Here is a 22,455-nt window from a genome sequence, read left to right as displayed (position 1 = left end):
TCCATGCTCATTTCACTTATCGGTTTCGCTGTCCTTTTGGGTCTGCTTTTGTTGCGTGTGCCGATTGCGTTCGGCATGGCCGCTGTTGGCGGTATTGGCTTTGCATTGATGCGTGGGTGGGGGCCTGCGTGGGCCATGACGGGGCAAATTGCCTTTGACAGTGCGCTGTCCTATACGCTCTCCGTCATCCCGCTTTTCATCTTTATGGGCAATGTGTTAGCGGCCTCTGGCATCGCGCATGGCCTCTATGCGGGTGCCGACCGCCTGTTCGGCCGCACACGTGGCGGATTGGCGATGGCGTCCGTCTTTTCATGCGGCGGGTTTTCGGCGGTGTGCGGATCGTCACTGGCCACTGCGGCCACAATGTCAAAGGTCGCCATGCCGTCGATGCGCAAGTTCGGCTACGATGACCGCTTGGCCACAGGTTCCATCGCGGCGGGCGGCACGCTTGGCATTCTGATCCCGCCCTCGGTGATCCTGATTATCTACGGGCTGCTCACCGAAACCAACATCGCCAAGCTGTTTATTGCCGGTATCATCCCCGGTATTCTGGGCGTGATCCTCTATCTCGTTGCTGTGAAAGCTGCGGTCTGGCGCAACCCGTCATTGGCCCCCGAGGTGACAGAGAGCGAACCGATGTCGCGTCAGGATGTGATCGGCGTTTTCGCGGTGCTTGGCCTGTTCGCCTTTATCATGGTCGGTATCTACGGCGGGTTCTTTACGCCGACAGAGGCCGCCGGCATGGGGGCAGGTGTCTCCGTCTTGCTTGCGATTGCCCTGCGGACGATGAGCATTGCCGATTTCTTTGACGCGACTCTCGACAGCGTGCGTGCCACGGCGATGATTTTTGCGGTGATCATTGGGGCGGAGCTGTTTACCAACTTCGTCAACTTTGCGGGCCTGCCTGATGCTCTGGTTTCGATCGTCACCGACCTCGAACTGCCCGTTTGGGCCGTGATGCTCGGTATCGTGGTGATCTATCTGATCCTCGGGTGTGTGCTTGAAAGTCTTTCGATGATCTTGCTCACCGTGCCTGTGTTCTACCCGTTGATGTATGAATTGCCCTTTGCCAACGAGATGCTTCTCGATCCGGAAAACGCCCTGATCTGGTTTGCCATCGTTGTCGTTGTGGCTACGGAAATCAGCCTGATCACACCGCCCGTCGGCATGAACGTTTTCGTGCTCAAGGCCGTGTTACAAGACGTGTCGCTGTCGACGATTTTCAAAGGGGTTTTGCCGTTCTGGATTGCCGACATCGTGCGCTTGGCGCTTTTGATCCTGATCCCGTCGCTCTCGTTGTGGATGGTGTCATGGATGTAGCGGCTGCCTAGGTCCCGCCCGGGTGGGGCAAGGGCAGGGCGGTATCGTCTTTCATCTGTTCCATGACGATCTGGCTTTGCACCCGTCCAATGGACGGGTGCGGCAATAACACCTTTTGAACAAGGTGGTTGAGGGCCGCCAGATCGGTGCAATACACGCGGAAAATATAGTCGGCATCGCCGGTCAACGTCCACGCCGCAATGATCTCGGGGTGGGTGCGCACCAGTGCCATGACCGATTGGTGCGTTTCGCCCGTCTGGGACTCGGTTTGAATTTGGATGAAGGCCTGCACACCCAGACCGAGCTTGTCGGGGTTCAACCGACAGGCAAAGCTGTCGATGTATCCCTCTGCTTCAAGTCGCTGCCGTCTGCGACCGATTTGTGACGCGGACATGCCGAGTTTTTCGGACAGCTCAAGGGCCGTGTACTGGTCGTTCTTTTGCAAGAGTGACAAAAGGCGAATATCTTTGGCGTCAAGCGTATTCATGCGTGCATTGTGCGAAAAGTTGTTCCTTTTTGCAATATTTGTGCGTCAATATTGCTCATGGGGGTCGTCTTTGCGCACTTGCCGCATGCAACCTGTCGTATCCTTGATAAAAACAAGGAGAGATAAAATGGGACCCTTCCCGCACGACGCACCAAAATCCACGATTACGGCTGAAAACCCCGCGGGTACGGATGGGTTCGAGTTCGTAGAATTCGCCCATGACGATCCCGAGGCGCTTCGTACGCTTTTTGCCAAAATGGGCTATACGCACACGGCGACCCATAAACGCAAGCGGATCGAGCTCTGGCAGCAGGGCGACATCACCTATGTTCTAAATGACGAGCCAGACAGCCACGCGCGACGTTTTGTTGAAGAGCACGGCCCCTGTGCGCCGTCGATGGCGTGGCGGGTTGTCGATGCCCGGCATGCATTTGATCACGCCGTTTCCAAAGGGGCGCAACCCTATGAGGGGGCGGGCAAAACAATGGATGTGCCTGCCATCATCGGGATCGGCGGGTCGCTGATTTACTTCATCGATAAATACTACGGTGAAAACCCGTACAATGAAGAATTTAACTGGGTCAGCGCCGCGCATCCCGAGGGCGTTGGCTTTCACTATCTCGATCACCTGACCCACAACGTCCACAAAGGAAACATGGACGTTTGGTTTAAATTCTATGGCGAGCTGTTCGGGTTCACGGAAATCCGTTTCTTCGACATCGAGGGGAAATTCACGGGGCTTTTGAGCCGCGCACTCACCTCTCCATGTGGCCGCATCCGCATCCCGATCAACGAGGATCGCGGCGAAACGGGCCAGATTGTCGAATACCTCAAACGTTACAATGGCGAAGGTATTCAGCATATCGCGGTTGGTGCCAAGGATATCTATGACGCTACCGATGAAATCGCGGCCCGCGGCATTACCTTTATGAAAGGGCCGCCGATGGCCTATTATGAACTCAGCAAAACGCGGGTTGTGGACCATGAGGAGCCGATTGACCGCATGGCCAAACACGGGATCATGATTGACGGCGAGGGGGTGCTTGGCGGTGGTGAAACCCGCATCCTGTTGCAGATTTTTTCCAAAACCGTCATTGGCCCGATTTTTTTCGAGTTCATTCAACGCAAGGGGGATGATGGTTTTGGCGAGGGCAATTTCAAAGCGCTGTTCGAAAGCATCGAGGCGGATCAAATCGAACGCGGCGTTTTGTAGCGACCTTTGGCCCTATGCTCTGGTGTGTGTCCCGTGACGTCGGCGCCGGAGGAAATACGGTCGGGGGCGTGCGGCCCGGCGCCCCCGTTTTTATCCCGAATGCGACACGCTCAGGTGTTTCACGCCCGCCTTGTCGCGGCTTTCGCGGTATCACGAGCAAAGCTGTGCGACGACAGCAAGGACTGTTGTCATGGCTGCGGTCCTGCGCGGTAACGTGAACACGCGGGGCTATTCGGTGGGCATGGCCTTGATCATCGTGTCAAAAGCTTCAGTGATGGCCTGCGCCGATGGGTCCTGTTTTAGCCACTCGTCCGTGCCGAATCTGATCGCTGTGAAGTCGACATTGATAAACCCGAAGGCGTCCCGTGTGCGGCTATTGTATATCATGCCAACCAACAACTTGCCGCACCCCTCCGGGCCACAGGCCAGTCCGATATAGGTCTCCCCGACACGCTCATTGCGCGGCAGGTGAACGGACTGGGTGAAATGTTCGGACAGGATTTGTGTCAGAACCTCGGAATGCTCGGCAGATGCGATTGCGGATTGAACGGCCTTTTGCGCAAGGATGTCAAAAGCGTTTCCGCCATCAAGCTGGCCCGTGGGTGTCGCAGGTTTGCGCAGTGCGGCCAGATCGGCGGCTTTGCGGGCCAACCAATCCGCCTCGCGCCGGCGTGCGTCCTCTTTGGCCCTTTCGGCGTCAGCCGCGCGTTGTGCGTCGGCCGCGCGGCGCTCGATGGTTTTCCAATCCTCCTCGGACACGGGCTCGAAATCGACAGAGGGGCCTGCCGTGACGGAGAGCCGCAACGCATCACGCCCGTCGCTTCGATACGGGAAAATTTCAAAGGTGCTGGGCACGCCGGTGTCGGGTGTGATGGTCGTGACGATCCAGGAGCCACGGTAGTGCACCGTGATATCATCGGCCTTGCTGCAGGACCCAAAGGGCTCTGACAGAAGGCCGTGGTCGGCAGCGTCGACCCAGAGCCAGCGATAGGCCTCGGCACATCCCTCGGGTAACATCGGGCCAGAGTACCGGATCAGGGCCAAGGCTTCGCTTGCGGCCACGATGCGTGCATTGTCAGGGGTGAACGAGGGGACAAGAACACGCCCGCCGATCCGCGGTGATCCGTCTTTGAAGTCGACACGGGTTTGCCCGCGTTTGTCGCGCGTGCCGACCCTTTGGATCATCAGATCGGCAGAGCGCCCGAACCACGGGTAAATGATCTCTGGAGCCGCCATCGCGGGCGGGGTTTCGCCCGTTTCGTCTGGCGGCGTTGTCGCGGATTCCACGGCACGGGTGATATCCTTTGACAATGCCTCATTCGTCACAATGTTACAGTCGCCTCCGGCATAGAAGACCCCGTCGCAGTCTTCACCGGCCGAGGCGTCGGCGGGTCTGTCCTGTGCAACCTCTTCGGGTGAGGTTTCAACCGCTGCGACCATCTGTGTGTCCTGCGTATCCGTCACGGGCGCCGGCGCAGGCGGGGCCGTGAACCGGCCCATGGCGAGGTAGATCAGGTAGCCCTCCAACCGGTCACTGTCGTCTTTATAAAGGGCAAGGCGTCCGTCCTTGACCTGCACGGTGACGCATTCCTCTTGGAGGCAAAGGCGGCGCGCACCGTAGGATGTGCTCTCAACCTCGTGTGTGGCGCGCCCGGTCAACAGGGTGCCTCGACCATCGGGCCTGAACTCCGCGGCCCAAATACCCGAGCCAGGATCGTCGATATAGACCGTTCCGGGCAGTGAACCGGTGAGATCCCCTGTGAACGAGGCCGGGTTGTGGCGCACATACCCCGGCCATGCGGCAAAGATGCGGGACGATCCGTGCGGATCCTCCTGAAAGGGGCGCCAACTTCCGTCAGGTTGCGGATCGACCGTGGACCACCCGCTGCCGGTTCCATAGGTGCTGCCACGTTTGCAGACCTCTTTGCCACTGCCCTCGAAGTCGAAACAAAGGATGTTACGACCCGCGACACGCCACGCCGCCTCCCCGCGTTCGCCATTGGCATAGGTGAATTGTGCGGGGCCATTCGGGGACAGATAGACGGACCAGACCGCATAACTCTCTACTGTCGCCCCGACAAGCGTGTGTCCGGCCAGTTCGGACAGGGGCGGCATGGGATCCGCCTGTGTGCCTGAGGCGCTAAAACAAAGCGGCCCCGCAAGTGCAAGGGCTTTGAGTGCGGAGCGGATCAACGAAACGGGGGTGGGTGCGTGGCGCAGAACGTCAAATTGAAAGCGGAACATGGAAATTCGGTAATGGCTCGTGTCTTTGGTCGGTTGGTTTTGAGATGTGAACATCTCTGTCTGCTTGCATTTATTCCCCAATCAGCCCCAAGTCGCAAGCCGTCCGGGCTCTATCAACGTCTGTGTGAACGATTCCTTCGCTGTGGGCGGGTGGGCGTCGATAGCCGTCAAATCGCTAATTTCTGCGGTTGACAGTTCCGGTTTCGCACGTATATGTTCACGTGAACATTGACTGTAAAGCTAACATTGACTGTAAAGCTAACATTGACTGTAAAGCTAACATTGACGTGTGTAACTTTGGAAAGGCGGGGCCGGCATGGTAGGGGAAGACTTTGAAAATCGATGCGCATCTCTGTTGGAGGAGCTTGGGCTCGCGCGTCGCGACGAAATCATATCCGTGGTGCCTTTGACCGGCGGCGTTGCTTCCGACATCGCAAAAATCGAAACCGAAAATGGTGACTATTGTGTCAAATTCGCGCTTGAGAAATTGCGCGTGAAAGAAGAATGGCATGCGCCCGTTCATCGCAATGCGGCGGAGTATGCCTGGCTCGAAGTTGCCTCTGAAATGGCGCTTGGCTATTTCCCCAAACTCTTTGGGCGATCCACGGTCGAGAACGGTTTTGTCATGGAGTTTGTGTCCGGTGATGATGTGTTCGTCTGGAAAGACGCACTTATGGATCGCGGTCCCGTCGAGGGGGAGGCGGGTACGGTTGCGCGCCTCTTGGCGGGCGTGCATCAGCGCTCTGCGCGCGCAGGGTTCGATCGTCGCGCGTTCGACAACGCTGCCGACTTTTCCGCCCTGAGATTGGAGCCGTATCTCCGCTTTGTCGGCGGCATACACACGGGTGTTGCCGATACGCTCAACGAGATGGCGGATGATTTGTTCGCTGCGCAAACCGTTTTGGTCCACGGCGACGTCAGCCCCAAAAATATTCTGTTCCGCGACGGAGCGCCGGTGCTGTTGGATGCCGAATGTGCGACGATGGGCTGCGCCTCGTTCGACGTTGCATTCTGCCTCAACCATCTCTTGCTCAAGGGGGTTCACACGCCAGAACATGCGCGGCCCTATCTCTCCGAAGTGTCGGATTTTGTGTCGACCTATTTGAAGGCTGTGGACTGGGAAGATGTCGCCGCCTTGAGCCGTCGCATCGCGCACCTTTTGCCGATGCTGATGTTGGCGCGTGTCGACGGCAAGTCTCCCGTTGAATATCTCGACGAGGCACAGCGCGCACGAGTGCGTGCCTTCTCCTTACACATCATCGCCCATCCGGAAGATACACTGGATGGCCTATTTTCTCGCCTAACGAAAGCAATAACATCATGAGTGGTTCAGCAATTAAAGAAGTGATTTCCAGACGCGTTTGGGACTCCCGTGGCAACCCAACGGTTGAAGTCGACGTTTACCTTCAAAGTGGTGCAATGGGGCGGTCAATTGCTCCCGCCGGTGCCTCCCGCGGGGCGCGCGAGGCGATTGACCTGCGCGACGGAGGGGGCTTCCTGTTGGGCAAAAATGTTGGCCAGGCTGTCGAGAATGTCACTTCAAAAATAGCGCCGGTCATTCGTGGCATGGACTGCTTTGATCTGGCCGCGATCGATAAGGCCATGATCGATCTTGACGGCACGCAATTCAAATCCAGCCTTGGAGGCAATGCAACTGTCGCGACATCTCTGGCTTGTCTGCACGCCGCGGCTGCGGAGGCGGGTCTGCCGCTTTGGGCGTGGATTAGCCAAGCTTACGGCCGTAACGCCACGATCCCACTGCCGGAAATCCAGATTTTTGGCGGTGGCGCTCATGCCGCACAGCGTGTTGATATTCAGGACTTCATGATCATGGTTCCCGGTGCGGAAAGCTTCGATGAAGTGATGGAAGTGACCTCAAAGGTGTACTTCGCCGCAGGTGAGTTGATGAGTGAAAAGGTTGGGGGCGGCGGCCTTGGGGTTGCGGACGAAGGGGGCTGGTGGCCGGTTTTCGATAGTAACGAGGAAGCGTTGGAAACCCTCATGCGCGCCATCGATCGTGCGGGCGAAGTGCCCGGTGAGCGTGTGGTCATTTCGCTCGATATCGCTGCATCCGAATTTGGCAAAGATGGCCGCTACCGTTTGGCACTCGATGGTAAGGACATGGACTCTGACGGCTTCATCGAACTGCTTGGTCGTTGGATGGATGACTACCCGATTGCATCCATCGAGGATCCTCTCGGTGAGGATGACAAAGAGGGGATCGTCGCATTTACGGCGGCTTATGGTGACAGCGTTCAAATCATTGGTGACGATTATTTGGTGACCAATGCCGACCTTTTGCGTCAGGCCGCGATCGACAAGGCCTGCAATGCCGTGTTGGTCAAATTGAACCAAGCGGGCACTGTGAGCGAGACGATTGAAACGTTTTTTGCCGCAAAAACGGAGGGCTACAGCCCGGTGATTTCGGCGCGCTCGGGCGAGACAGAAGACACGACAATTTCTCACCTCTCCATCGGGTTGAACGGTGAACAATTGAAGGTGGGCTCCTTTACGCGCTCCGAGCGGATGGCAAAATGGAATGAGTGTTTGCGCATCGAGAGTGACCCGAGCGTCGGCGCATTTGTTGGAGGCAAGCCGTTGGCCAATACGTGGTGGGGCAAGGGGCGCTAAGCGCCGCTCCAACATGAATTCCTGAACGATACATCCGCAAATGTTCCGCCGGATTGCGGTGGATTTGTGTGAAAGGCCTCCCATGATACGTGATCGGCGCACCAAAATTATTGCAACGGTTGGCCCCGCAAGTGGCGCGCCGGCAATGCTCAAGACGCTTCTGGAGAACGGGGTAGATACATTCCGGTTGAATTTCAGTCACGGTGATCATGCCACACATGCGAAAACCATTGCGCATATTCGAGCCCTGGAGCGTGAGGCCGGATATCCGGTTGGTATCTTGCAAGACTTACAGGGGCCGAAAATCCGGCTAGGTCAACTTGCTGGAGGCAAGAGGGTCGTTCGCAAGGGGGATGTCCTCGGTTTCATCTTGGCAGACAGGAGTGACGATCGTGCGTTGATCCCGCTCCCCCATGCCGAGGTGTTCCGAAATATCAGGCCCGGTGATCGCATTTTGATCGATGACGGGCGTGTCAGACTCCGCGTGATTAACCGCCATGAAAATGGCCTGCAAGCCGAGGTGCTTGCGGGGGAGGTTTTGCGCGACCGCAAGGGGGTCAACCTACCGGACTGTGTGCTCGACCTGCCCGTCTTGACGCAAAAGGACCGTGCAGATCTTGCCTTTGGGCTTGCCCATGGTGTCGACTGGGTGGCTCTGTCTTTCGTGCAAAGGGCGACGGATCTGGATGAGATTCTCGCGGTGTTGAACGGCCGCGCGGGTTTGATCGCGAAGATCGAGAAACCCTCGGCGCTCGATGATATCGAGGCAATTGTCGAGAAATCGGCGGGGATCATGATTGCCCGTGGCGATCTCGGTGTTGAAATTCCGCCGGAACAAGTGCCGGGTTATCAAAAGGAAATCATCGCCCTGTGCCGTCGCGTATGCCGTCCTGTTATTGTTGCCACGCAAATGTTGGAATCGATGACGGCATCCCCCACACCGACACGTGCCGAGGCGTCAGATGTGGCGACAGCCGTCTATGACGGTGCCGATGCGGTCATGTTGTCGGCTGAAAGCGCAAGTGGCGACTACCCGGAGGAGGCGGTGGCGGTCATGGATCGCATTGTGCGCATGACCGAGCAACACCCGCTTTATCTCAAAGCAATGTCGGCCACGCGGGACGCGGCCCGAACGGCGGCGGATTCGATTGCGGATACGGGTGCGGCACTTGCTGTTGCTTTGAAGGCCCGAGCCATCGTTGCCTATTCCTCGAGCGGCTCTACGGCCATTCGCCTCGCGGCGCGACGCCCGCTGTTACCGCTGGTGATTTTAACACGAGAGCCGCATGTGTCCCGAAAAATGGCCTTGGTTTGGGGGGCGAGGTCCGTCCTCGAAAGCAAGGTTGAGGACTATACGTCGATGGTTCACACGGCGATGCACGAAATCACGCGTTTGCTGTCTCCGGACGCCGATGATTGCGTGGTGGTCCTGTCGGGCGTTCCCTATGGAAAATCCGGAAGTACCAATAACATCCGCGTGGTCAACTTTGACGGTTAGGCGCAGAAGGGTCAGGTCGAATTGCGCAAAATCAGCTCGGTTGCAAATGCGTGTTGCTGTGTTGACAGGTGTGCATTCTTGGGGGTTAGAAGCTCCAGAGCTTGCGCGGCCAGTGTTTCGATCGGAAGCGAGATGGTCGTAATACCGCCTTGGATCCAGCGATAAAAACCGGGGTCGCCGTAGCCAATAAATGCCAGATCATCAGGGATGCGCGCATCCGCTTTCAAGCAGGCATCAAGGGCGCCGTTCGAGATTTCGAACCCGCCGCAGATGATCGCGCTGGCATCGATGTCTCCCGACAAAATAGATGACGCCCTTTCTGCCCCCATATTAAAGGATGGGACTGCGGTTTGAACGAGCGCATCACGAACCGGCAGGCCGTTTGTTTCCATGGCTGCAATGAACGCGGCCTTGCGTTCACGTCCGGATGACAAAAGTGCATGGCCGCCGAGGTAGCAAATTTTCTGATGCCCCTTCGCGGCCAGATGGTGCACCGCGTCCTTGATCGATTGGGCGTCTTCGATCACGATACTGTCTGCATCAAACGGCAGTTTCTGTGTCCGGATGAACTGTACCGTTTTTATGCCATGAAACAGGTGCGCGCTATGCGTTTCAACTGATGGCGCAGGGACCATGATCACTGCGCTGGTTTGCAATTCGCGCAATTTCATCAACGCCAAACGTTCGCGACCCGCGTCGTCATTTGTCAAATGCGTAATCAGGTGAAGGTCGTTATCCTCGCACAAAATGGCGAGCGCATTGGCGAACCGTGCGTAAAATTCATTGACCAGATTGGGGATGAGCAACCCGACAATACGTGTCGTATCTCCGCGCATCGCACTCGCGGCAGCATTGCGCACGTAACCGAGTTCGGCCGCACGCTTTTGGATGAGTTCACGTGTCTCTGAACGCACATTCGGGCTGTTCGAGAGGGCGCGTGAAACCGTCATGTGGGAGATCCCGAGGTCCTGGGCGATGGTCTTGATTGTTACACTTCTGGCCACAGGTGCTTCCTTTCGTTTCCGCGCTTCAGTCACTAGCCTATTGCGTCGAGTTTGACAAAGAATGTCGGGAGTTTAGTCCGATTTATGCGTGGTTCAACGCGGCGCATCCGTGACGCAGGTATCCGGTCCGGATGTGGGGTGCAGAGCATATGATTCGCCGAACCTGTGGGGCGCACCTCGCAAAACGAAAAATGAGGGCCGCCCGCGCCCAAGCACCCTCATATTTGTCAGGGCTTGGGTCTCGTTGCGTGGCGCGAAACGGGCTTCAGAATGTCTCTCATGTCAAATTAAGCAATATATAACATATATATAGCCTTTTTTTATGGCGCAATGTTTCGATGGTTGCCCATGGTTTCTGTGTGGCGGGGGCGCTTGACAGGTCAAATTCGCACTCCTATTGTTCACGTGAACATTGCGCCGGATTTTGCGACGCAGGGAGACGAATCTGGAGGGCAGCGGCAGGAAATGTGCCGTTTTGCCGAGGGGAAGTTGTGACGTTTGCGGCGACGATCCTTTCGACCGCATCAGGCGCGGCCTTCGGGTTTTCCTTGCGACAAAAATGACGCGCAATCGGCGGTCTGTAAGTCGGGCCGCTGATCATGGGGGAAAGGTGCTGCGGAGAAATCCTGTGCATCACAGACGGGACTGACGGGCGGTAGATTGCGCCGTCAGAACAGATTAGGGAGTCGGCTCGATGAGCAACAACGAGATAGCAGTTGAAGAAATTGGTGGGGCCAAGTTGCCCGCAGGTGCGCTCGTGAAGCGCGTGCTACAATACCGCGAGGCGACACTCGTCTTGTTGATCGCGGCGATGTTTCTCGTCCTGTCCAACGTGACCCCGATGTTTGCGACCATGAATAATATTCAAACAACCCTGTTGAGTGTCTCCATCGCGGGTATCGTCGGGATTGGCGTGACATTGGCTCTTGTCATCGGCGGACTTGATCTCTCGGTTGGTGGTCTTGTCGCCATCAGCGCCGCAGTGCTTGGCAAGGTGTTCCTCGCGACCAACATTTGGTTTGCGTTGGTGGCCGGTGTCGGTGTGGCACTGCTGTTTGGTTGTATCAACGGCCTACTGATCACGCGTTTCCGTCTCGGGGCCTTTATCGCAACGCTGGCCATTATGGGGATCAGCCGCGGGGTGACTTTGGTCGCAACAAAGGGGACGCCGATTTCCATGCGTGAAATGCCGGCCTGGTTGCGCGAGATTGGCAGTGGCAAGGTCATGGGCGTTTCTTACCTGATCATCATTTTTGTGATCCTGACCATCATAACACATATCTATCTCAAGAAATCAAAGGTGCTGCGCAAGGCCGTCTACATCGGCAGTAACGAAAACGCGGCACATTTTTCAGGCATTAATGTCAATAAGATAAAATTCGGCATTTACGCCTTTATCGGCCTGCTGTGCGGCATCGCGGGTGTCCTGTCCGTGGCGCGTTTCAGCTCCGCTTCGCCAAACTTCGGCCTCGGTATGGAAGTGCAATTGATCGCCGCGGCCGTGATTGGTGGTGCGACCCTCAATGGCGGACAGGGCTCGATCATCGGGACATCTCTGGCGTTGGTTTTCCTTGGCTTCGTGAGCAGCGCGATCGTCTTGTTGGGCGTGTCAGTCTACTGGCAGTCACTCATCAGTAACGTGATCTTGCTCCTCGCTGTGCTTCTCGATGCCTTTGTCCTTCGGGGCAATGGGCGCAAGAGCTAGCTGGGATCGCGGGTTGATAGGAGAGAGCTATGAGTGACGTTATTGTCGAAGCAAAGAATGTCTCGAAGTATTTCCCTGGTGTGAAAGCGCTTGAAGATGTGCATCTGGAGCTGCGCGCCGGAGAGGTGCACAGTCTGGTCGGTGAAAACGGTGCGGGGAAATCGACGCTGATGAAGATCGTTTCGGGTGTGTATTCATTGGAGCATGGCGATCTTCGGATTGAAGGCCAGTCGGTTAATTTCTCCAATGTGCTCGAGGCAATCAATATGGGCATCAGCCTTGTGCACCAAGAGTTGGTCAATTGTCCGGACGTCTCCATCGCCGAAAACATCTTCATGAGTGAGATTGCGCAGGGCACGCTCGATTTTATCGACTTCGCTGAATTGAACCGGCGCGCCCGTGAAGAGATGGCCAAGTTCCATCTCGACCTTGATCCGCGCACCAAGATGAGCAACCTGTCGATCTCTCAACAGCAGATCGTCGAGATTGTAAAAGCGACTTCGATCAATGCGAAGGTTATCATCTTTGACGAGCCGACATCATCCCTGACCGAAAGCGAAACCGACGATCTGTTTGACATCATAGCGGCGTTGAAAAAACGCGGTGTTGGCATTCTTTATATCAGCCACCGGATGGAAGAGATTTTTGCAATTTGCGATCGGGTCACCATTCTGCGCGACGGGAAATACATCGACACGCTGAACGTCGCCGAGGTCGACAAAATGACCATCATCAACAAGATGATCGGCCGTGAGGTGGTTGATTTTTTCCCGAAGAAGTCGAGCGCAATTGGTGCGCCGGTTTTTGCCGCACATGATTTTGATCACGCCACGAATTTTCACGAGATCAACTTCGAACTGAAACGCGGGGAGATCCTCGGGTTCTCCGGCCTTATCGGCTGTGGACGTAGCGAGTTGTTCAAAAGCCTGTGCGGACTGGACGGAAAAAACGCTGGAAAAGTCTCGATCGATGGGCAGACGGTGAATATCACGCGCTACTCGGATGCCTTGAAAAGCGGGATTGTCTATCTCACCGAAGATCGCAAAAACGAGGGGCTGTTCCTTGATAAGAGTATTCAGCAAAACATCTCGGCGCTTGATCTTGATAACATTGTTAAGGGGTTGTTTCTAAGCGCGTCAAAAGAGGCGCGGCTTGCTTCGGAGTATCGCGATAGTCTCAATATCAAGTCCTCTGACGTGCGGCAGCTCTGTATCAATCTCAGCGGCGGCAATCAGCAAAAAGTGCTGATTGCAAAGGGGCTCTCGATCACACCGAAGATCATCATTTTCGATGAGCCGACCAAGGGCATCGACATCGGCGCAAAGATCGAAATCTATCAAATGATGCGTCATCTTACCGACAGCGGCGTAGGTGTTATCGTCATTTCTTCGGACCTGATGGAGGTGGTTGGCCTGTGCGACCGCGTGATCGTTATGCACGAGGGTCGGATCGCCGCCGAGGCGACAGGCGACCAAATCAACGAGCAATATCTACACCACCAGGCATCTGGTGTTTTTGAGCACGGCGAAATCCCCGTGCACTGACCAAGAGTTTAATCCGGGCCGGTCCCGGCTCAATCCGTCCAAATGTGTTCACGTGAACTATTTTGGCGAAACGAACGAACTGACGATCAACTTATATGGAGGATAAAAAGTTGAAACATACGCTTATGGGGGCCGTTGCTGCGGCCGCAATCACAGTATTTGGGTTCGGTGGAGGCTTGGCACATGCCGCCGATGGCGAGGGGTTCTCGTCCAATTCACGTCCCGCATTTGTCGGCTCCGAGGAGGAAACCTACTATCTTTTGACATTCTTGAGCGGCTACGATTTCTGGACCAGCTATTATGAAGGTTTCATGGATGCGGGTCGCCAACTCGGGGTGAACACGAAGTATATGGGCGCAACAACGGCCGATATTTCCGAACAAATCCGCGTTTTCGAGCAAATCATGGCCTTCAATCCGGCGGGTATCATGATCAACCCCAGCGATGGTGATCCGCTTTCGGCCTCCGCCGAACGCGCCAATGAACTGGATATCCCGTTGGTGATTGGCGAGAACCCAATTCCTGGTGCGCAAGTCGCGATGTGGATCAACCACAACGAAGATCTCATGACCCGCAAGGCGGCCGATTACATCGGGGAAGCACTTGGCGGCAAAGGTGAAATCGCCGTCATGGAAACTGTGGGTCAGGTCAATCTGGACAACCGCTCCGCGGCCTTCACCAAGAATATGGAAACCTATTGGCCGGACATCAAAATCGTTGCCCGCACCAACCCGGGTCACGATGAAATCAAAGGCGCGCAAGATGCGTCCTCTTTGATCCAGGCACACCCTGATCTGGACTTTATTTTCACCGTGAACCCAACCGCAGCAATGGGCGCTGTGACTGCGTTGCAAGAGGCCTCCTCGGAGGTGAAAGTCCTGACATTCGACACCAACCCGAACGTTCTTGACTACATCAAGGAAGGCAAGTTGGAAGCGGCGATCATGCCCGACCCCTACACCTTCGGCTATATGGGCCTCTTGGCACTCTATCTCGATCGTCATGGGTTGCTCGACCCAATGTGGGACTACACAAACGATCGCCCTGCCTTTGACATTCCTCTGATGAACACGGGCAGCTCGGTGGTGACACAAGAGAACGCCGACTATTTCTACTCGGATAAGTACAAGGAACGTCGTCAAAGTGATGGTTACGACATGCAGGCGAAAGATCTCAACAACCCGGATCTGCCTGGCTATTGGGACTAATTTCGCAATGTGAGGGGTAGGGGGCTTCGGCGCCCTACCAACCGCCAGACCCGTCCGCGTTTTCCTGCGATGGTCTGGCGCGGTCCCTTTCGCGGGACGGCCCGGATAGATCGGAATTTTGCCCACCTGCGTCGTGGTACAAATGAACATACAAGGAATCTTTGTCATGAACCCATTGGATTTGAATGGTAAAATAGTCGTTATAACAGGCGCGTGCGGCGCTTTGGGTGTGGCGGTCGTCAATAAATTATGCGGTCTTGGGGCGCGGGTTGCGGCCCTCGACATCATTGAACCGGACGCTGCCGTAAACTGCTTCGACGCGCCCGAAGGGCAGGTTTCGTATTTCAAATGCGACTCCGCCGACGAGGTGCAGGTCGCGGCGGCATTCTCGGCGATTACCGAAAAGTTGGGTGCGCCGGACACCGTGTGTTGCCATACAGGCATTGTGCATGTCGCGGGTGTCGAGAGTTATACGCTCGAGGATTTCGACGAGCTGATGCGGGTGAACTTGCGTGGGACCTTTGTCGTCGCCCAAGCCGCCACCAAGCTCTGGCTTGCCGAAGGGGCGCAGGGCAATTTGATCTTTACCTCGTCGTGGGTCCAAGACGTGCCATGGCCCGAATTGACGCCCTACAACACCTCGAAATCCGGTATGAAAGCGATGATGCGCGGGTTTGCACGGGAACTTGCGTCTCGCGGCATACGTGCCAATGCTGTGGCGCCGGGCATTGTCGGTGCGGGCATGGCATTGAAGATGTATACCGAGGATGCTGCTTATCGCGCTCGCACCGATTGCGCCATTCCGCTTGGTCGATTGCAGTCGCCCGAAAGTGTGGCGAACGCCTTTGCGTTTCTGGTTTCGGATATGAGCAGCTACATGACCGGTTCTGTATTGACGATCGATGGTGGGTGCAGCCTCTATCCGAATATCTAGTATCGCCCCAAGGGGAGGATCCAACGCCACACAAAGCTTAGCGAGCGCGCGGTCAAGCGCACCATCATCGACTTTCTGCGAGAAAGAATCTTGATCGAGATCGGGCTGAGAGAGTTGAAGACCTTGAATCTGGGAAGGTCTTGGCAGCCTATCCCGAAGACAGGATCCTAGACCGGCGAACCAGTCTGCGCCTGATCGCCGCGACGGTGAAGGCCGGGGTGGAGCCCGATGACCTGAAACAAGCGATCAAAGCCTATGCGAAGGAAAGCGAAGGCTACACCCGCAGCAAGGTCTGTTTCTCGGACAACTGGTTCAAGATGCGCCCGATGGATCTTTCAGGCGGGAGAAGGGTCTTGCCCAAATACAGGCGGGCCGCGAGAAGCCGCGAGAGGCTGAGGCCAAGGGGTCGTGCGAGCCTCGCCGCATGGATCCACGAGTGCCATCCCCTGTGCCGCCACATTACAACCGGAAGATCGAAGACTTGATCGCGTCAAAGCTAGTGACGCCCGAGCAGGTTCGTGCTGCGGGGCTACAGGCATAGCTCCAACCATTGACACCGAGATGAGTGGCTTGATTAAAGTAATAAGGCATAGTGAAGAAGGTTTGTTTTGGGCGCATTAAGAGATTCGATTGCTTGGCTGGAGGCATCCCCGATGCAGCGAATGTCGCTGGGGTCACGAGAGCTGTTTCACTCGGATTTCTTGTCGTGGCTTTTCGAAGCATATCCTCGCGCTCTGGCGCATGTGTTTGATCTGTCGGTCGACGATTGCAAAATCGCGCGTGAAGAGCAGAATCTAGATCTTGTTGTTCGCGATGGTGAAACACCTGTTCTCATTGTTGAGAATAAGGTGAAGAGCTACCCTGATTTTGCACAACTCCAACGCTACAGCACGAAATTCCCAGATGTGGACAAGAGGTATCTACTTACGTTGGTGCCGCCGGGTTTCGAAATGCCAAGGGGCTGGGAAACAGTTCTGTACAAAGACTTGGCCGCGGGGTTGCGGCGCTGGTTCGAAACCAGTCAGGCCTTGAGTGAACACAGGCATTACATCGTTGACTACATCACGTTGCTTGATCACCTCGTTACGGTGGCGCAAGAGTGTTTTGATCCCGCTAAAATTCGGGAAACCAACTTTTGGTTCCAAGGCAACCAAACCCAATTTCTGGAAAAAGTTGGCTTCTCCCAAACGCTCCAAAAGTTTCAAGCGATGGCGTTTAGGGATTTTCTGAAGCAGGCGGTTTCTGCAGAGGCAGATTCCGGAGCTTTAGCCCGCCCGAAAGCGATGCGGTTCTGTGCAAGCTCAATCGAGCAAAATCACTGTCTCAAGACACAAAACTGTAAACGCCCCTGTAAACGCGGGGCCTCAAACACGGCAAGGTGTGATGTAAGTGATTGTTTTTAAATGGAGGCGAGTACCGGAATCGAACCGGTGTGGACGGATTTGCAAGACTAGGTATGTGTCTGAATTAGCTGTATTTTGTGTTTAGAGATGTGTCGAAAATGCGCGGAACATAGGGTGAAAGTTTAGACAGTTTGAGATCAAGGTTATGCTTATTGGGGGGGCTAAAGGCTTAGCGAAGATGCTCCCCTTGAAGCATGCATTTTCTTTGCCATTCTAGACCGTGCATAGGTTAAAAACGTTTGCTCTATGATGCTCGATATAGGGCAGAAAGGGGGAGAATAACTCATACCCGCTTTCAGGTTCTATTTGCTTGCCGTGAAATGCCCACAACGCACTCGCGCTCGGAGTGGTCGAGTGTACCTCAACCTTGCGCTCGTTACTGAGGGTAAAGTGCCCCTTATCGAATAGCCTGTGTAAGTCGGCAGACATTAAGATGCCATTTGTGGGTAAAAGTGGGCCTTGGTGGCTGTGAGCTTTAATGTGGGCCGCATCTAAACCAACAGAACTATTTTCAATAAGAGCTTCCCCCCTAAGAGCGCATTTTCCACCATACATTTCTCTAACGTATTCGCTAAACGCTTGCTGTGTGGAAATAATACTCTGTAACGGCCATGCCGGATCCGTGGGGTGCGGGGTTTGCTGTACACGTGTCAGTGCTAATAGCTTGGTACGCTTTGCCTCCATTTTTCTCAAGCGTTCTGAAATCTCTTTGGGATTGGAGATCAATGGGTTCTGCGACTCATCTATAACCTCGTTGAACCGGTGTTGGGTCATCGGATCCTTGGCAACTTCGGATACTGGAAAAGAAATGCCTGAATACCGTTTCCAAAAATCATATCCCGCTTCGCCCTCACGGTATGAGAATACTATATAATCGCCCATAGCTTTGGGTAGGAATACGATGAGCACGCCTCTATCCGCGCCTAGGCTGTCTTCAAAGGTATTGTTGCGATAAATGCGGATTTCGTTGTGAGCGCGTTGGTGGGTCTCGGGAAAAAACTTTGCGTTATGATAAACCATGTTGAGGGCAAAATCGGCTCCGTTGTCTGTACGGATTCGTATTGCGGTTTGATCATTGAGCACTGCGCTTGTTAGTGGTGGAAAGGCGTTAAGTGCATCCAGTGGAACTAGGATATATTTGCCCCGTTGGTTCGGTCTATCACCTGAATAGCCGCTTTCTTGCGACCCCAGTACCTTTGCAAAACCAAACATGAAAACTTGCCTCCAGACCAAAACTTCACTAAACGCTCGTGATCCAATAAGTCTTAAAACCAACACTGGGGCAACCGTAAAATACAATGCAAGCTTATAAGAGCCGCGGGCCCAACGGTCTAAATTTTATTGATTTATTTTGTGGCTGCGGAGGCTTGTCTTTGGGGTTTGCAAGGGCGGGATTTAAGGCTGTTGCGGGCATTGACCACAATGAACCGGCTTTGGAAACGTACCGAAAAAATGTCGGATTCTCTGCGAATTGGGACCTGAATTCTGATGCGTGGGTTGAGAAGATTGAGAGCACTCTTGACGGTCGCCATCTGGATGTTTTGGTTGGCGGCCCGCCTTGCCAAGGGTTCTCGTTGACTGGGACGAGGCGCTTTGATGATGCGCGTAACTCACTTTACAATTCCGTTTTTCATGGCGTTGAAGCCTTCCAACCCAAGGCTGTGCTTATTGAGAATGTCAGAGGGATGGCGACCCTCTATGGCGGGCAGGCTAAAAGAGAAATTGAACGCAAGTTCGAGGATCTGGGGTATGACGTTCAGACAAAGATTTTAGATTCTGCAAATTTTGGTGTTCCACAGCATCGCCTGAGACTGTTTTTCGTCGCAACAAAACCTGAATTCCGCTTTAAGTGGCCAGAACCCACTCACATGGACGGGTCATTTATAAGTTGCGAAGACGCAATTGGAGACCTGCCATCAATGGAGGGTATCAACCAAGATGCAGCGAACTATTTGTTTGGCACGTCTGGCGAGTACCAAGCCTTGATGCGAGAAAACTCCTCTATGGCCGTTAACCACAGACCAACAGCTCATAAGCCGTTTGTTATCGAGACAATTCGGCAGGTTCCCGAGGGCGGGAACCACAAAGATCTTCCGCCCGGTGTTGGTGAAAGTCGAAAATTCAATGAGGCCTGGACGCGGTATCATAGCAAGCGACCATCAAGGACTATTGATACAGGGCACCGAAATCATTTTCACTACAAGTATGACCGCGTTCCCACCATACGTGAGAATGCTCGCCTTCAGTCATTTCCTGATGACTTCGTTTTTTACGGTTCGAAGACTGAGCAGAACCGTCAGGTCGGTAACGCGGTCCCAGTCTTTTTAGCTCAAGCAATTGCGTTGCAAATAGACAAGGCAATCCGCGAATGAAAGTCGTCGACCTTTTCGCCGGATGTGGTGGGCTTGCGCTTGGCTTCAAAGCTAAAGGCATGAAGTCCGTTGCCTTTGTTGAGTGGGAAAAGTCATGCTGTGATACGTTACTTGCCAACTTTGTAGAGCCAGTGAATGGAATAGACCCAAGCGTTTTTCAGGTAGATATTCGAAACTATGAGGCATATTTGGACGATGGCGCTTCTAGCCTAACGTCAGTTGTACGTCAGCATGGCGGAATTGACGGCATTATTGGTGGACCACCCTGCCAAGCGTATTCTATGGCAGGGCGAGTTCGCGACCCAAATGGCATGCGCAACGACTATAGAAACTATTTGTTTGAAGCCTATTGTCATGTGCTTAGCGTGCTCGCGCCAAGCTTTTTCGTGTTTGAAAATGTCGTGGGTATGCTGAGTGCTAAACCAAATGGCGTTCCTATTGCCGAGGAAATAGAGCATGAGTTTTCGAAGGCCGGTTATTACATTGGCAAAATTGACAAACGTCTATCTTATGATTTTGCGGACTTTGGGGGGCCACAACATAGAAAACGCGTCATCATTTTTGGGGTCCGTACCGATATAGCAAAGCACGTCGAAAAAGTAGAACGATTTCACAGGTTCATGCGAGAGAGCAAGAAAAGTTTTGGTACCGTTGGACAGGCAATCGGCGATCTTCCTGCCCTAGTGCCGTTCAGCCCTGATGAGCGGCCTAAATCAAGAATTTCCCACCAATCTTGCGGAACTGACCCACTGCATCGCCCGCGTTTTCATAACGCTCGCGACATTGAAACGTTCAAATTGTTGGCTGAAGATGCAATTTCAGATGCCCCAAAATACAAAAGCGTTGAGGCGCTCAAAAAACTGTATGAAGAGCGGGTTGGAAAAAAATCGGCTGTTCACAAGTATCATGTCCTTAACCGTGATGCGCCGAGCAATCTTATTCCGGCGCATCTGCACAAGGATGGCTTAAGGCACATTCATCCTGACCCCAACCAAGCACGCTCAATAACTTTAAGGGAGGCGGCGCGGTTGCAAAGTTTTCCAGACGATTTCAAATTTTGTGGCTCTATGGGGGACATTTACAAGATGATTGGAAATGCCGTTGCTCCGCAGTTCGGTGCGATCATAGCAACGTCTGTTGCGACAGCTATGCAAAGCTAGCTGTATCCGCGCCCTGTGAGGTGCTTAGACGTCGCCATAGCGTGCCGCTAGCCTTTCTTTCGCCCCATTGTGACACACGATGCATTTTTGCGCCGTACGCCAAAATTTCGACGTTTCAAATACAGGAGCCAACCCGAGCCCCTTACCTTCGGAGACCTCCAAGTCTCGGAGGAGGGGAAGGGGCGTTTTGCATATACCTTTCGTGGCAATATATGCAATTAGTGACACTGCTACCGCTTTCGGCCGTCAATTATTTTTTTCAGTGTGGTGCTTGCTTTTCTCACGGGTGCGGTAAAGCCACAATCAGACATATGCTTTTAGTGACACGCTAGGCACCGCGGCCCATAAAGCTGGCCGAAGTTCTTATCGTAATTCTTCTTGCTGCCTAGACTCAATTATCGAAACGGTTTGCATAAGCGCCACGCTCATTCACCCCAAAGGGTGCGCGAACTTACAGTTAGAAATTTAGATTGAGTCGGTGATGAAATGGCAGCCACAAGCATGGAACAAAAGGCCATTGGGGTGCTCACCGCATTTGAGAATGCAGGCAAAGCGGTAAGCCGTGTCACAATTGACGGACGCAAGATCGAGCTTGTGTTTTTCAAGCAAGACGTAGCGGACGAATTTGAAAGGATCGATATGCGCCATGGTGAAACGTGAGCTTCCAAAATATGTATACCGTCAACGGAACGGGCCAAAGCCCCGCGATGGTGAACCATTACACCAAACAGGTTCGTCAGAAAATCAGGGCGCAACACGCGCAGCAAAAGAGAACGGAACAAAAACAGAATGTTTAGACATTTTTTTAGACTTTCAAGGTCTCAAAAGCGCGTTTCGTGTTAAGCCTTTGAAAGTAAATGGAGGCGAGTACCGGAATCGAACCGGTGTGGACGGATTTGCAATCCGCTGCGTCACCACTCCGCCAACTCGCCTCACGTGGTGGTGAGCGCGGTTTATACGATGAGTTCAGGGTTCGCAAGCGGACAAATGGTGTCTTTCTGATGTTGCTCTTTGGGGACGGGCGTGGCTATAAGGGGCGTAACTCCGTATGAACAAAAGAGTTCAGATCATGCCAAATTTCTCCCAACTGCGCACCACAATGGTCGACACGCAAGTGCGGCCCTCCGATGTGACCAAGTTCCCGATCATTCAATCGATGCTCACCGTGCCGCGCGAGGCCTTTGTGCCGGCGGCCAAACGGGACGCGGCCTATGTGGGGGAACATCTGGATCTCGGGAATGGTCGCGTGGTGCTCGACCCACGGGTTTTGGCAAAGATGCTCGACGAGCTCGACATCCAGTCCGATGAGCTTGTGCTCGATCTGGGGGCGGGTCTGGGCTATTCGTCTGCGGTTATTGCCCATATGGCCGAGGCTGTGATCGCGGTCGAGGAAGACGCGGACATGGCGGCGGCTGCGGCAAATAACCTCATGGAAGCGGGCGTCGATAACGTCGTAGTCGAAACAGCAGTCCTGGCGGACGGTGCGCCCCAACACGGACCCTATGATGTGGTGATTTTGCAAGGCGGTGTGGAAACGCTTCCTGACGCGATTTTGTCACAGGTGAAATCCGGTGGACGCATTGCCTGCATTTTTCTGGATGGTGCTCTTGGCATTATGAAGTTGGGCTACAATATAGACGGTGAAATCAACTGGCGCGCCTCGTTCAATGCGACCGCTCCGGTGCTTCCCGGTTTCGAGGCAAAAAAAGCATTCGCGCTTTGAGCGATGGTC

Annotated in this window: 18 protein-coding genes and 1 tRNA gene; 14 read left to right on the top strand and 5 right to left on the bottom strand. The window is 54.4% G+C overall.

Annotation, left to right across the window (positions count from 1 at the left end; translation table 11 throughout):
- Positions 1-3: 3 nt before the first annotated feature.
- Entirely contained in the window at positions 4-1,320 is a 1,317-nt protein-coding gene (locus ACN0Q0_RS01680) for a TRAP transporter large permease (RefSeq protein ID WP_417241612.1), read from the top strand.
- Positions 1,321-1,327: 7 nt separating this feature from the next.
- On the opposite strand, the gene ACN0Q0_RS01675 is transcribed toward ACN0Q0_RS01680, so the two are convergent.
- Complete coding sequence (locus tag ACN0Q0_RS01675; protein ID WP_417241611.1) at positions 1,328-1,807, bottom strand: Lrp/AsnC family transcriptional regulator; 480 nt, start codon at positions 1,805-1,807, stop codon at positions 1,328-1,330.
- Positions 1,808-1,934: 127 nt separating this feature from the next.
- On the opposite strand from ACN0Q0_RS01675, the gene hppD reads away from it, so the two are divergent.
- Positions 1,935-3,020, top strand: a complete 1,086-nt coding sequence (hppD, locus tag ACN0Q0_RS01670; protein WP_417241610.1) for a 4-hydroxyphenylpyruvate dioxygenase — start codon at positions 1,935-1,937, stop codon at positions 3,018-3,020.
- A gap of 228 nt (positions 3,021-3,248) precedes the next feature.
- On the opposite strand, the gene ACN0Q0_RS01665 is transcribed toward hppD, so the two are convergent.
- Entirely contained in the window at positions 3,249-5,318 is a 2,070-nt protein-coding gene (locus ACN0Q0_RS01665; RefSeq protein WP_417241609.1) for a hypothetical protein, read from the bottom strand.
- A 262-nt stretch (positions 5,319-5,580) separates the two neighbouring features.
- On the opposite strand from ACN0Q0_RS01665, the gene ACN0Q0_RS01660 reads away from it, so the two are divergent.
- The 3 genes from ACN0Q0_RS01660 to pyk are packed head-to-tail and all read left to right on the top strand — an operon-like array spanning position 5,581 to position 9,393.
- The gene (locus tag ACN0Q0_RS01660) at positions 5,581-6,588 is read left to right on the top strand and encodes a phosphotransferase (RefSeq protein WP_417241608.1); all 1,008 of its coding nucleotides are present in this window, start codon (positions 5,581-5,583) and stop codon (positions 6,586-6,588) included.
- The gene (gene eno, locus ACN0Q0_RS01655) at positions 6,585-7,895 is read left to right on the top strand and encodes a phosphopyruvate hydratase (protein WP_417241607.1); all 1,311 of its coding nucleotides are present in this window, start codon (positions 6,585-6,587) and stop codon (positions 7,893-7,895) included. Before ACN0Q0_RS01660 ends, eno begins: the two co-directional genes overlap by 4 nt.
- A gap of 40 nt (positions 7,896-7,935) precedes the next feature.
- Entirely contained in the window at positions 7,936-9,393 is a 1,458-nt protein-coding gene (gene pyk / locus ACN0Q0_RS01650; RefSeq protein WP_417241606.1) for a pyruvate kinase, read from the top strand.
- Positions 9,394-9,404: 11 nt separating this feature from the next.
- On the opposite strand, the gene ACN0Q0_RS01645 is transcribed toward pyk, so the two are convergent.
- A complete protein-coding gene (locus ACN0Q0_RS01645) occupies positions 9,405-10,397 on the bottom strand; it encodes a LacI family DNA-binding transcriptional regulator (protein ID WP_417241605.1) in 993 nt (330 codons plus the stop codon).
- 694 nt (positions 10,398-11,091) lie between these two features.
- Between ACN0Q0_RS01645 and ACN0Q0_RS01640 the strand changes: the two genes are divergently transcribed.
- The 5 genes from ACN0Q0_RS01640 (at position 11,092) to ACN0Q0_RS01620 (ending at position 17,191) form a co-directional block, all read left to right on the top strand.
- On the top strand, positions 11,092-12,102 hold the full coding sequence (locus tag ACN0Q0_RS01640) for an ABC transporter permease (RefSeq protein WP_417241604.1): 1,011 nt from the start codon (positions 11,092-11,094) through the stop codon (positions 12,100-12,102).
- Between the two features lie 98 nt (positions 12,103-12,200).
- Positions 12,201-13,646 (top strand): sugar ABC transporter ATP-binding protein, encoded by a 1,446-nt coding sequence (locus ACN0Q0_RS01635; RefSeq protein ID WP_417241603.1) that lies wholly within the window; start codon positions 12,201-12,203, stop codon positions 13,644-13,646.
- A gap of 110 nt (positions 13,647-13,756) precedes the next feature.
- Positions 13,757-14,854, top strand: a complete 1,098-nt coding sequence (locus ACN0Q0_RS01630) for a substrate-binding domain-containing protein (RefSeq protein WP_417241602.1) — start codon at positions 13,757-13,759, stop codon at positions 14,852-14,854.
- A 166-nt stretch (positions 14,855-15,020) separates the two neighbouring features.
- The gene (locus ACN0Q0_RS01625) at positions 15,021-15,788 is read left to right on the top strand and encodes an SDR family NAD(P)-dependent oxidoreductase (protein WP_417241601.1); all 768 of its coding nucleotides are present in this window, start codon (positions 15,021-15,023) and stop codon (positions 15,786-15,788) included.
- 608 nt (positions 15,789-16,396) lie between these two features.
- Complete coding sequence (locus ACN0Q0_RS01620) at positions 16,397-17,191, top strand: hypothetical protein (protein WP_417241600.1); 795 nt, start codon at positions 16,397-16,399, stop codon at positions 17,189-17,191.
- A gap of 213 nt (positions 17,192-17,404) precedes the next feature.
- On the opposite strand, the gene ACN0Q0_RS01615 is transcribed toward ACN0Q0_RS01620, so the two are convergent.
- Positions 17,405-18,403, bottom strand: a complete 999-nt coding sequence (locus ACN0Q0_RS01615) for an HNH endonuclease (RefSeq protein WP_417241599.1) — start codon at positions 18,401-18,403, stop codon at positions 17,405-17,407.
- Between the two features lie 86 nt (positions 18,404-18,489).
- On the opposite strand from ACN0Q0_RS01615, the gene ACN0Q0_RS01610 reads away from it, so the two are divergent.
- The 3 genes from ACN0Q0_RS01610 to ACN0Q0_RS01600 all read left to right on the top strand — a co-directional run bounded on the left by ACN0Q0_RS01610 (position 18,490) and on the right by ACN0Q0_RS01600 (position 21,383).
- Positions 18,490-19,563, top strand: coding sequence for a DNA cytosine methyltransferase (locus ACN0Q0_RS01610; protein ID WP_417241598.1), 1,074 nt, complete (start codon positions 18,490-18,492; stop codon positions 19,561-19,563).
- On the top strand, positions 19,560-20,723 hold the full coding sequence (locus tag ACN0Q0_RS01605) for a DNA cytosine methyltransferase (RefSeq protein ID WP_417241597.1): 1,164 nt from the start codon (positions 19,560-19,562) through the stop codon (positions 20,721-20,723). The genes ACN0Q0_RS01610 and ACN0Q0_RS01605 overlap by 4 nt, the downstream gene beginning before the upstream one ends.
- Positions 20,724-21,224: 501 nt before the next feature.
- Positions 21,225-21,383, top strand: a complete 159-nt coding sequence (locus ACN0Q0_RS01600; RefSeq protein ID WP_417241596.1) for a hypothetical protein — start codon at positions 21,225-21,227, stop codon at positions 21,381-21,383.
- 198 nt (positions 21,384-21,581) lie between these two features.
- Here the strand turns inward: ACN0Q0_RS01600 and ACN0Q0_RS01595 are convergent.
- A tRNA-Cys gene (locus tag ACN0Q0_RS01595) sits at positions 21,582-21,655 on the bottom strand.
- A gap of 137 nt (positions 21,656-21,792) precedes the next feature.
- Between ACN0Q0_RS01595 and ACN0Q0_RS01590 the strand changes: the two genes are divergently transcribed.
- On the top strand, positions 21,793-22,446 hold the full coding sequence (locus ACN0Q0_RS01590; protein ID WP_417241595.1) for a protein-L-isoaspartate O-methyltransferase family protein: 654 nt from the start codon (positions 21,793-21,795) through the stop codon (positions 22,444-22,446).
- Positions 22,447-22,455: the final 9 nt, after the last annotated feature.

This window comes from Celeribacter sp. (genome assembly GCF_048259695.1).
Classification (GTDB): Bacteria; Pseudomonadota; Alphaproteobacteria; order Rhodobacterales; family Rhodobacteraceae; genus Celeribacter.
Note: the sequence above shows the minus strand (reverse complement) of the source record. Positions and strands in the feature narration are given on the sequence as shown.